The organism is Sphingomonas sp. 10B4 (genome assembly GCF_035019905.1).
GTDB classification, from domain to species: Bacteria; Pseudomonadota; Alphaproteobacteria; order Sphingomonadales; family Sphingomonadaceae; genus Sphingomonas; species Sphingomonas glacialis.
Map to the genome: position 1 here is coordinate 1 of NZ_JASJVC010000365.1, position 264 is coordinate 264.

1 protein-coding gene is annotated in these 264 nt (G+C 56.1%); it reads right to left on the reverse strand.

Translation table 11 applies throughout. The features are described from left to right. Window positions 1–89: 89 nt before the first annotated feature. Window positions 90–264 (reverse strand): DUF779 domain-containing protein (locus QN347_RS21070; protein WP_416350915.1); only part of this gene is annotated, 175 nt, incomplete at its 5' end.

The window sequence follows — 264 nt, forward strand, 5'->3', positions numbered from 1 at the left end:
GTGTAGAGATATCGGTCATGGGCCTGATTATCGCCCAGAATGCGCGGCCCGACAAGCTGGCAAGCCGATGTCCTTGCTGCAGTCCATGCCTATCGACACGCCGCCAGCCAAGCCGGGTCTTGACTCAGTTCGTCCAGTTCGGCTTGCTCAAACACCCTTGAGCGGGTATGAAAGGCCTTCCCTTCCGGACCTTCGAGCGACAAGGTGCCGCCGTAACCATCGATGACATCGATGATCAATTGCGTGTGTTTCCAATGCTGATAT